The organism is Mesorhizobium sp. M7A.F.Ca.CA.001.08.2.1 (assembly GCF_003998455.1).
GTDB classification, from domain to species: domain Bacteria; phylum Pseudomonadota; class Alphaproteobacteria; order Rhizobiales; family Rhizobiaceae; genus Mesorhizobium; species Mesorhizobium ciceri.
In genome coordinates this window covers 1-9450 of the sequence record NZ_RZPW01000172.1, presented here as the reverse complement: position 1 = coordinate 9450, position 9450 = coordinate 1, and the positions used below count along the sequence as shown (strand labels likewise).

Below are 9450 nucleotides of genomic sequence, written 5' to 3'. Positions count from 1 at the left end.
AGCGTCGTCACATCCTTGCGGTTGCGCAGGAGGTGGCGGATCGGCCAGGCAACCTCGGAGGTGGCCAGCGCCGTCGTCGCCACCTGGTAGAGCAGCGGCTGGAAGAGGTGATGGTTGCGCTTGTCGATCATGGTGATGCGCACGGGAGCGCCGGCAAGCGCACGGGTGAACTCGAGGCCGCCGAACCCCGCGCCGACAACGACGACATGATGCCTGGCTTCGTTCATTCCGTTCACCTTGATAGCAAGATTGCCTGTCCTGCATGTAGGTATTTTTGTGCAATGCAACAACAGATGGCCAGTGCCCGAGACTCGTCGTTGCATGTCGTGAATGCACATGTTGTATCGTATCGCGAGGTATAGCGTCATCGAACACGCGATGAGGTGAGGCATGGCCAACGATCGTGACGACGATGCTCCGGCGCAGTATTCTTCGCCGCCCTGTTTCATGCACGAACTCGATCCGGAATTCCGTGCGCCTTCGAGCGACTGGACCGATGTGAGACGCTGGCGCAAGGCTGAGCGCGAACGCCTGATCGCCGCGCGTCTTGCTGTTTCGGCCGACGCGCGAACGGTAATGTCGCAACGCATCGCCGATGGCCTCGACGCGGTAATCGGCGAGATCGCCGGCCGCATGGTCAGTCTCTACTGGCCGTTTCGCGGCGAGCCGGATTTGCGGCCTTGGATGGCGTCCATAAACGAACGCGGCGGCCGCACCGCCCTGCCCATCGTCATCGAGAAGGGGCAGCCGCTGATCTTCCGCGCCTACAAAGCAGGCGACCGGCTGGAGAAAGGTGTCTGGAACATCCCGATCCCGGCCGAGGGCGATCCGGTGCTGCCGGACATCGTTATCTCGCCGATCGTCGGCATCGATCCCCTGAACTACCGCCTGGGTTATGGCGGCGGTTTCTTCGACCGTACGCTGGCAGCGATGCCGTTCAAGCCACTGGTCATCGGCGTCGGCTACGAGCTGCAGCGCATCGCGACCATCTACCCGCAGCCGCACGACATTCCGATGGATCGGGTGGTAACGGAGGCCTAGGCCATTTCCGGCTTCATGCCCATGGCGGTCCTGTCGACGATTTCGCGTAGCGCAAAGGACGAATTGATCTTGGTCACATGCGGCATCGCCGACAGCCATTCCTTGTGGATGCGCTCATAGTCGACGAGATCCTTCGCCGCGATCCGCAGGATGTAGTCGTATTCGCCCGACATCAGGTGACAGGACAGCACGTTCGGGCAGCGCTTGATCGCCGCCTCGAAATCCGACAGCGTCTTCTCGAACTGCCCCGACAGCGATATGTGCACGATCGCCGTCATCTGGTGGCCAAGTGCCACATTGGAAAGCCGGGCGTGGTAGCCGCGAATGGTTCCGGATTTCTCCAGATTGTCGAGCCGGCGCGAACAGGCCGACTGCGACAGGCCGACCTTCTCGGCCAGCGCCGCATTGGGTATCCTGCCATCCTTCTGCAAAGCCTCGAGAATGGCGATATCGATCCTGTCGAGCGGCATTATTCGTGAATCCTGCGAATATCTTGCTGTTTCGCGCAACAATTATCGAAACCGGCCGGTGGGCGCAAGCGCATTCGCAAACACCTGCGCAACGATTCGTGGTTCACTCCAGCCATACAGGGAACGAGCCCAAAAGGGCCGGATCAGGAGAAGAAAATGCGCGTCGGCTGCCCCAAGGAAATCAAGAACCACGAATACCGCGTCGGCCTCACCCCCGGCTCGGTCCGCGAATATGTCGCCCATGGCCACGAAGTGCTGGTCGAGACCGGGGCCGGTGCCGGCATCGGCGCCGATGACAACGCCTATCGCGCCGCCGGCGCCACGATTGCCAAGACGGCCGCCGAGGTGTTCGCCAGGTCGGACATGATCGTCAAGGTCAAGGAGCCGCAGCCCAGCGAATGGGCGCAGCTTCGCGAAGGCCAGATCCTGTATACCTACCTCCACCTTGCTCCGGATCCGGAGCAGACCAAGGGCCTGCTTGCGTCCGGCGTAACGGCAATCGCCTACGAGACCGTGACCGACGACCGTGGCGGCCTGCCGCTGCTGGCGCCGATGTCGGAAGTTGCCGGACGCCTGTCGATCCAGGCCGGCGCCACGGCGCTGCAGAAGGCCAATGGCGGCCGCGGCGTGCTGCTGGGCGGCGTGCCCGGCGTGCTGCCCGGCAAAGTCACCGTTCTCGGCGGTGGCGTCGTCGGCCTGCACGCGGCCAGGATGGCGGCGGGCCTTGGCGCCGACGTCACCATCATCGACCGCTCGATCCCGCGCCTGCGCCAGCTCGACGATCTCTTTGCCGGCCGCGTCCACACTCGTTACTCGACTGTCGAGGCGCTGGAAGAAGAGTGTTTTTCAGCCGACATCGTCGTCGGCGCGGTGCTGATCCCGGGTGCCGCGGCGCCAAAACTGGTTTCGCGCGAAATGCTGTCGGGCATGAAGAAAGGCTCGGTGCTAGTCGATGTCGCCATCGACCAGGGCGGCTGCTTCGAGACCTCGCACGCCACCATCCATGCCGAGCCGACCTATGAGGTCGACGGCGTCATCCACTATTGCGTCGCCAACATGCCGGGTGCCGTGCCCGTCACGTCGGCCCACGCGCTCAACAACGCGACGCTTCACTACGGCCTGCAGCTCGCCGACAAGGGCCTCAAGGCGCTGGTCGACGATCATCACCTGCGCAACGGCCTCAATGTCCACAAGGGCAAGATCACCAACCGCGCAGTTGCCGAGGCGCTCGGCTACGAACTGGTCGAGCCGAAAGCGGTACTCGCCGCCTGATTTTCGCGAAAACAGCTCCTTTCAATCCAGCCCGCCGGTTCCATGCCGGCGGGTTTTTTCTTGCGAGCCTGTTTTTCAGGCAAAGCATGGCGTCGAAAGATGTGACGCAACGGCACTTTGCTCATCATTGTTGCATATTTGTCATTCCCGTGCCGGCCGGTTCCCTGCTAGAGACATTCTGGGTTTACTCATGGGGTACGGGCATATGTTCATTCGCACATCCGCGAAATCTTTTCTTCTTGGTGCTGTTTCTGCTGTGGCTTTGATATCTGCTGCTCACGCAGCAGACGTCGTGCAGCCGGTAGAAGAAGCTGCCGGCTTTAACTGGAGCGGTCTATACGTTGGTTTTGGCGTCGGCGCCGGTGCCAACGTACACAAGCTCAGCAGCGATTTTATTCCAGTCTCGCTGAACGGCATTGGTGGCGAAGGCGTCTACGGTGAGCTGACGGTTGGCTATGACTATATGGTCGCGCCGCGGTTCCTCATCGGAGGTCTGCTGGACGCTCACGTCGGCAACATCGGGACCACGCTGGACATTACGGGATTCGACGCTTCGATCAAGGAAACCTACGGTTTCGACGCTGGCCTGCGTCTCGGCTACCTCTTGACGCCAAACACTCTGGGATACGTGCTGGGTGGCTATTCCTGGCAGAAGTACAAGCTCGATACGAACGCTGGCTTCGACTTTGATTGGGATCAGAGCGGGTATTTTGTCGGAGGTGGCATCGAAACGGCCATCAACAGCAATTGGACGATCAAGACTGAGTATCGCTATACGGGCTTCGGGACCAAGGACGATCTTCTTTCCGAGGCTGGCATCGTCGGGGTTCCGGACGGTCTCCTGAATCTTGACACCTCGCGCCATACTTTCCAGATCGCAGCCAATTACCGTTTCGGTGCCCAGAACGGCGGCAGTGCTGCCTTCGAGACGCCAGCCTACAACTGGACCGGCTTCTATATCGGCGGCGCTGGTGGTGCCGGTGCGTCCGTGCACCAGATCAACGTTCCGCCGCTCGGCGACCTGGAATTCAATGGTCTCGGTGGCGAAGGTGCCTTTGGTGAACTGAACGTCGGCTATGATCATGACTTCGGCAGCTGGGTCGCAGGCGTCATGGTCGATGCACGCTACTCCGGCATGACTTCCAAGCTGGATCTCGGCGGCGGATCGATCAACGTCGATACCGACTATGGGTTCGATGTGTTGGGCCGCGTTGGCATGAAGATGAACGAATCGACCCTTGCCTATGCGCTTGCCGGCTACAGCTGGCAGCATTTCGACCTGAACGCTTCCGACCCGATCGGCGACATCCTCGACTGGGGCTCCAGCGGCTTCTCGGTCGGTGGCGGACTGGAAACGGCTCTGTCCAGCAATGTCACCGTTGGCCTCGAATATCGCTATTCGCAGTTCGCCAAGAAGGACTTTTCTTCGGAATTCGGCGCACCTGACGACACCCTTACCTCGACTTCCTCTTTCCACACCGTGCGCCTCGGCGCGAAGTACAAGTTCAACTAAAAGGCCCTCCAGCCAAACAGTTGCAGCCCGTCGGCCATGCCGGCGGGCTTTTTTCTTGCGTGGAATACGTCTGCTCCAAACGCAGGCAACAAAAAAGCGGAGCCAAAGCCCCGCTTCCTCGATGTCGAGATTTGCCGCCGGTTCATCCGCGGTCGGCAAATCGATCGACAATGGCTTTCTATCGCGACTATGCGACGGGAGTACGACAGCTGTTTCCAGCGGCTAATCTCAGCCTCAAGCGCGCTCGATGCGGCACTGGTAGCAATTGTTGCGCGCCGAGCGGACATGGACGTAGGCGATCTCGTCGCGTTCCAACAAGGTCTTGGCCCGCCCGGTGATGTCTCCGGTCGGGACCACGCCGCCGCTGCCATAGACGATACGGTCATCCCTGCCATAGCCGCGCACGATGTAGTCGGGGCTTTCGAGAATCTCGGGCAGCGCCTCGCCCTCGGCAGCGCGGTCGCATGCCTCGGCATGCAGGAAGATCGGCCCGGTTTCGGCATAGGGCTGAAGCTGCGGGAATGGCCTGTATGCCAGAACAAGATAGGCATCGCCGGCTCCTATGTTCTTCAAACAATGCCGGCAAGGCATGCCGTCACCATCTGAGACCTTTCGCTCGGGCGTTTGGCCATAAGCATCGACGCCACCACGCTGCAGCGTCCTGACAGCTTCGGTCGGCAAAGCTTTGAACTGGATGGTCATGGAAAAATCTCCGGTGTCGTGATTGGAAATTATGTCCTTGAACCCTCGCCGCCCACCCGATTCCTGCCAAATGTCGAAAAGCCGATCGCCCCTCGGCGATCGGCTCTCATCAGGTTCCTGTCAAAGGCGCCGGCTAATTAAATTTCGGAGCTGCGACTCAACGGATGAAATCGTCGAAGCGGCGCAGCGTCACCCGGCGATTCTGCCAGTTTTCGTTCTGCGTCTGCACCAGCAAAAACTCCTCACCGTAACCAACCGTTTCCAGTGCATGGTCGGGCACCCTAAATTCGCGCGCCAATGTGCGCTTGAGCGAAGCGGCGCGTTGTTCGGACAGGGCCTGGTTCGACTGGAAGGAGCCGACGGCGTCGGTATGGCCCTCGATCAGCACGCGGGCGCCGGGATCGCGGCGCAGGATTCGCCGCAGCGCGTCGGCAATAGTCTCGATCTTGTCGTATTGCGAGTTGGCAATAGCCGCCGAACCGAAGGCGAAGTTGATCGACTGGATATCGATCGAGCGGGCCATGCGGCGCAAATCCGGGCGCCGCTTGAATTCCCGGATGGTGACGCGCTCGTTCGGCCGCAATTTGACACGCGGTGCCGCCTCGAGCTTCCGCTCGATCGTCGCGGCCGAAGGCGTTGTCGCCTGGGCTGCGGCCAGGCTTGGCATGGCAATCGCCGCGATCAGCGCGGCGGCAAGTGTACGGCGGGTCAGCATGTCTTCGTCTCCTTCGGCCTTGGCCGCATTGATGGTGCGGGCAACATGCCAAAAGCAGCCTGAAGGGCCGATGAACGACAGGTTCAGATTCGAGCTGGTGTCAGCTTCCGGCTAGGGCCGCATGACGCTGGCCGCGCGCTCGGCGAAAGGCAGCGGATGCACGATTTCCTTCTTTTGCGCCACCGGTGCAAAGCCGAGCTTCTGGTAGAGCGGCAGAGCCGCCGGATGATCGAGCGTGCAGGTCTGCACCGTCACCCGCTTCGGCCCATGCGACCAGGCGGCAGCGATCGCGGAGCCCAGGAACCAGCGGCCGATGCCTTGTCCCGTCGCATGTTCCATCATGCCGAAATAGGCGAGCTCGACTTCTTCCGGCAGATGCGGCTTGAGATCGAAGAAGCCGGCGGGTGCGCCGTCGAGATAAAGGACCCTGATGTCGCGATCCTCGCGATGAATGCCGGCGGCAAGCTCGTCGTCATCCAGCCTCAGCACATTGACCCAGTGCCATTTGCGCCCCACCCGGTCCATCAGATAGCGGTAGAAATGCAGCGGAATGTCCTTGGTCTTCAGCAGCGCGATCTGACGGTTGTAGGGCACCGGCGGCGAATAGGCCGGCGGCACATGCATCTCGAGAAACGTCACCGTGACGTCAATATCTTCCAGCGCGCCGTTTTCCATCGTCTTCATTCCTTGCCGATCACAACGGGGCCGGTCACGACAGGCGTGTCGGAAAGCCCGCCCCACTCCGTCCAGGAGCCGTCGTAAAGCCTGTTGTTGGTATGGCCAAGCGTTTCCAGCGCCAGCGTCACCACCGCTGCGGTAATGCCGGAGCCGCATGAGGTGACGACAGGTTTCGACAGATCGATGCCGGCCTCCTCGATCGCCTTGCGCAGGCGGTCCTTCGACAGCAGCTCGCCATTTTCCGACAGCGCCGAATAGGGCAGATTGCGCGCGCCAGGCATATGGCCGGAGCGGATACCCGCGCGCGGCTCAGGTTCAGTGCCGGTGAAGCGGCCCGGTCCCCGGGCGTCGGCGATCTGGCTTGCCCTGGTGTCGACGATCCGGCGCATGTCGGCGAGGCTGGCGACGCGCCCGGAGTCGAAATCGGCATGAAACACGCTTGGCGCGATCTTCGTCGGCTCAGCCGTCACCGGTCTGCCGGCGGCTTTCCAGCCATCGAAGCCGCCATCCAGAATATAGGTCTGGAAGACGCCCATCACCCTGAACATCCACCACGCCCGGGGCGCCGAGAAGAAACCCGGACCATCGTAGACGACGATGGTGTCATCGGCCGAAACGCCCATGGCGCCGACATACTGGGCAAAATGCTGCGGTGACGGCAGCGTATGCGGCAAGGGCGAATCCGGATCCGAAACCGCATCCTGATCCAGAAATCGTGCGCCCGGTATGTGGGCCAAATCATACTCGCCGCGCGCATCGCGCTTCTGCGCCGGGAGATACCAGGATGCGTCGATGATCGTCAGGCCCGGCTCGCCGAGACGTTGCTGCAGCCAGTCTGCGTCGACGGTGAAGGGGCTGTCCTCGGCCATTTTGTGCTCCTGCTCGCCTTTTGGCGATCACTGTCTGTTCAGTTTGCCGGCATCGGCCCAAAGCGGATGCGGAAGCGCCGGTTTTCACGGCCCTTCTTCTCGATCTTGCCGATGTGGATTTCGCCGACTTCGCCAGTGCTCTTCACATGGGTGCCGCCGCAGGGCTGGCTGTCCACCGAGGCGTTGTCACCGATACAGACCAGGCGGATCTTGCCGGTGCCGGCCGGCGGCCGAACGTTCTTGGATTTCACCAGGCCGGGATTGGCGGCCAGTTCCTCGTCACTGATCAGCCTGACAAAGATCGGATGATCGGCCCGCACCAGCTCCATCAGCCCGGCGGTGATGTCCTCCTTGGTGAAGCCGGCATCCGGAGCGTCGAAGTCGACACGGCTGTCGTCCTCGGAAACGGCGGCACCGGTGATTGGAAACGGACAGACGACGGTGAGCAAATGGCAAGCCGCATGCATGCGCATCAGGAGATGCCGGCGTTCCCAGTCGATGGCCAGCCTCACCGTCTCGCCGACCTGTGGCACCGCTTGCTCAGGCGCCGGCACATGGATGATCTGGTCCTTGGTCTCGCCGGTGAGGGTAGCGGCAATGGCGATGCGGCTGCCGTCCGCGCGTTCGAGACACCCGGTATCGCCCGGTTGGCCGCCCGAAGTGGCGTAGAAGATCGTCCGGTCGAGGATGATGCCGCCGCGGTCGTTGACGGCAACGATCTTCGCATCCGCCGTGCGCAGATAGGCGTCGTCACGAAACAGGGCATCCGTCCTGTTTGCCATCACGCGACCTTTTCGAACGGCACCGAAATTGTGCTCTTCAGCTCCATCCAGCCTGGCACCGGCAGTTGTTTCTCGCGCAGGAATTCCGGGTTGAACAGTTTTGACTGATAGCGCGTGCCGTAGTCACAAAGAATGGTCACGATGGTGTGGCCGGGACCCAATTCCCTGGCCAGGCGGATCGCGCCGGCAATGTTGATGCCGGTCGAGCCACCGACGCAAAGCCCCTCTTCCTGGATCAGGTCGAAGACGATCGGCAGCGCATCCTCATCGGGGACCTGGAAGGAAAAGTCCGGCGTGAACCCTTCGAGATTGGCGGTGATGCGCCCCTGCCCGATGCCTTCGGTGATCGAGCTGCCTTCGGACTTCAGCTCGCCGCTGGTGTAGAAGGAGTAGAGCGCGGCCCCCAGCGGGTCGGCCAGCGCGATCTTCACATCCTTGCTTTTCGCCTTCAGCCCAAAGGCGACGCCGGCCAGCGTGCCGCCGGAACCGACCGCCGAGACAAAGCCATCGACCTTGCCGCCGGTCTGGCTCCAGATTTCCTCCGCTGTGGTGCGGATATGGCCGTCACGGTTGGCAACATTGTCGAACTGGTTGGCCCAGATGGCGCCGTTCGGCTCGGTCCGCGCCAGTTGCTCGGCCAGCCGCCCCGACAGTTTCACGTAATTGTTGGGGTTCTTGTAGGGCACGGCAGGCACTTCGATCAGTTCGGCACCGAGCAGCTTGATCGTGTCCTTCTTCTCCTGGCTCTGTGTGTCGGGAATGACGATGACGGTGCGATAGCCGAGCGCCTTGGCGACCAGCGTCAACCCGATGCCAGTGTTGCCCGCCGTTCCCTCGACGACGACGCCGCCGGGCCTCAGCAGCCCACGCTGCTCGGCGTCGCGGATGATGAACAGGCCGGCGCGATCCTTGACCGACTGGCCCGGATTCATGAATTCGGCCTTGCCCAGGATCTCGCAACCGGTTTGTTCCGAAGCTTTGTTGAGGCGGATCAAAGGCGTGTTGCCGATCGCGTCGATCACAGAACGGGGCATTCAGGATTCCTTGTGTAGGTGCGCCGAAACCCTAGAAACCCGAAGCTGCAGTTTCAAGGCAAGAATTTGTCTGGTCCAGTCGCATTTGCGGTACTGTAGTTGCGTCAGCGCTTCCCGAAACCGACCTCTTGCGCCACAGCTCATTTTCCGGCTGACGTTGAAAAGCAGCTTTTCATTCGATTTCTTCATCGCTAGAGCAAAGCACCAACAAGTCGACAGGGCGCAGCATGACACTCTACCGGGCCAACCCGAAGCACGGCGTCGCCTGGATCACGGGCGGATCGAGCGGCATCGGCCGTGCCCTGGCCAGGGATCTTGCTTCCCAGGGCTATGCCGTCGCGGTGACGGCGCTCGACGACGATCCGATCGACACG

Annotated in this window: 12 protein-coding genes; 4 read left to right on the top strand and 8 right to left on the bottom strand. The window is 61.6% G+C overall.

All coding sequences use genetic code 11. The features are described from left to right. Nucleotides 1–227: FAD-dependent oxidoreductase (locus EN914_RS12900; RefSeq protein ID WP_164778730.1), on the bottom strand; the 227-nt coding region annotated here is incomplete at its 3' end. Between the two features lie 163 nt (nt 228–390). On the opposite strand from EN914_RS12900, the gene EN914_RS12895 reads away from it, so the two are divergent. Further along, nucleotides 391–1041 (top strand): 5-formyltetrahydrofolate cyclo-ligase, encoded by a 651-nt coding sequence (locus tag EN914_RS12895; RefSeq protein ID WP_013531468.1) that lies wholly within the window; start codon nt 391–393, stop codon nt 1039–1041. On the opposite strand, the gene EN914_RS12890 is transcribed toward EN914_RS12895, so the two are convergent. Next, nucleotides 1038–1511 carry an Lrp/AsnC family transcriptional regulator gene (locus tag EN914_RS12890; protein ID WP_024505089.1) on the bottom strand — a complete coding sequence of 158 codons (474 nt, stop codon included), beginning with the start codon at nt 1509–1511 and terminating at the stop codon, nt 1038–1040. The two genes, EN914_RS12895 and EN914_RS12890, sit on opposite strands and share 4 nt — an antisense overlap. A 156-nt stretch (nt 1512–1667) precedes the next feature. Between EN914_RS12890 and ald the strand changes: the two genes are divergently transcribed. Both ald and EN914_RS12880 read left to right on the top strand, forming a co-directional pair. After that, on the top strand, nt 1668–2783 hold the full coding sequence (gene ald / locus EN914_RS12885; RefSeq protein WP_024505088.1) for an alanine dehydrogenase: 1116 nt from the start codon (nt 1668–1670) through the stop codon (nt 2781–2783). Between the two features lie 205 nt (nt 2784–2988). Next, the gene (locus tag EN914_RS12880) at nt 2989–4296 is read left to right on the top strand and encodes an outer membrane protein (RefSeq protein WP_024505087.1); all 1308 of its coding nucleotides are present in this window, start codon (nt 2989–2991) and stop codon (nt 4294–4296) included. A 234-nt stretch (nt 4297–4530) separates the two neighbouring features. Here EN914_RS12880 and EN914_RS12875 read toward each other — a convergent pair whose 3' ends face one another. The 6 genes from EN914_RS12875 to EN914_RS12850 form a co-directional block, all read right to left on the bottom strand. Further along, entirely contained in the window at nt 4531–4998 is a 468-nt protein-coding gene (locus tag EN914_RS12875) for a DUF1203 domain-containing protein (RefSeq protein ID WP_024505086.1), read from the bottom strand. Nucleotides 4999–5155: 157 nt separating this feature from the next. Further along, entirely contained in the window at nt 5156–5713 is a 558-nt protein-coding gene (locus EN914_RS12870) for an OmpA family protein (RefSeq protein WP_024505085.1), read from the bottom strand. Nucleotides 5714–5824: 111 nt separating this feature from the next. After that, nucleotides 5825–6388 (bottom strand): GNAT family N-acetyltransferase, encoded by a 564-nt coding sequence (locus EN914_RS12865; protein WP_013531462.1) that lies wholly within the window; start codon nt 6386–6388, stop codon nt 5825–5827. 5 nt (nt 6389–6393) lie between these two features. Then, complete coding sequence (gene sseA, locus EN914_RS12860; protein ID WP_024505084.1) at nt 6394–7260, bottom strand: 3-mercaptopyruvate sulfurtransferase; 867 nt, start codon at nt 7258–7260, stop codon at nt 6394–6396. Nucleotides 7261–7298: 38 nt separating this feature from the next. Continuing rightward, entirely contained in the window at nt 7299–8042 is a 744-nt protein-coding gene (locus tag EN914_RS12855; RefSeq protein WP_024505083.1) for an alanyl-tRNA editing protein, read from the bottom strand. Next, on the bottom strand, nt 8042–9076 hold the full coding sequence (locus tag EN914_RS12850; protein ID WP_024505082.1) for a cysteine synthase A: 1035 nt from the start codon (nt 9074–9076) through the stop codon (nt 8042–8044). Before EN914_RS12850 ends, EN914_RS12855 begins: the two co-directional genes overlap by 1 nt. A gap of 227 nt (nt 9077–9303) precedes the next feature. Between EN914_RS12850 and EN914_RS12845 the strand changes: the two genes are divergently transcribed. Beyond that, nucleotides 9304–9450 (top strand): SDR family NAD(P)-dependent oxidoreductase (locus EN914_RS12845; RefSeq protein ID WP_127389105.1); only part of this gene is annotated, 147 nt, incomplete at its 3' end.

Bases quoted from the DNA above. Each gene is read 5' to 3' on its own strand.
- EN914_RS12895 (WP_013531468.1), top strand. From the start codon at position 391: ATGGCCAACGATCGTGACGACGATGCTCCGGCGCAGTATTCTTCGCCG.
- EN914_RS12890 (WP_024505089.1), bottom strand. From the start codon at position 1,511: ATGCCGCTCGACAGGATCGATATCGCCATTCTCGAGGCTTTGCAGAAG.
- ald (WP_024505088.1), top strand. From the start codon at position 1,668: ATGCGCGTCGGCTGCCCCAAGGAAATCAAGAACCACGAATACCGCGTC.
- EN914_RS12880 (WP_024505087.1), top strand. From the start codon at position 2,989: ATGTTCATTCGCACATCCGCGAAATCTTTTCTTCTTGGTGCTGTTTCT.
- EN914_RS12875 (WP_024505086.1), bottom strand. From the start codon at position 4,998: ATGACCATCCAGTTCAAAGCTTTGCCGACCGAAGCTGTCAGGACGCTG.
- EN914_RS12870 (WP_024505085.1), bottom strand. From the start codon at position 5,713: ATGCTGACCCGCCGTACACTTGCCGCCGCGCTGATCGCGGCGATTGCC.
- EN914_RS12865 (WP_013531462.1), bottom strand. From the start codon at position 6,388: ATGGAAAACGGCGCGCTGGAAGATATTGACGTCACGGTGACGTTTCTC.
- sseA (WP_024505084.1), bottom strand. From the start codon at position 7,260: ATGGCCGAGGACAGCCCCTTCACCGTCGACGCAGACTGGCTGCAGCAA.
- EN914_RS12855 (WP_024505083.1), bottom strand. From the start codon at position 8,042: ATGGCAAACAGGACGGATGCCCTGTTTCGTGACGACGCCTATCTGCGC.
- EN914_RS12850 (WP_024505082.1), bottom strand. From the start codon at position 9,076: ATGCCCCGTTCTGTGATCGACGCGATCGGCAACACGCCTTTGATCCGC.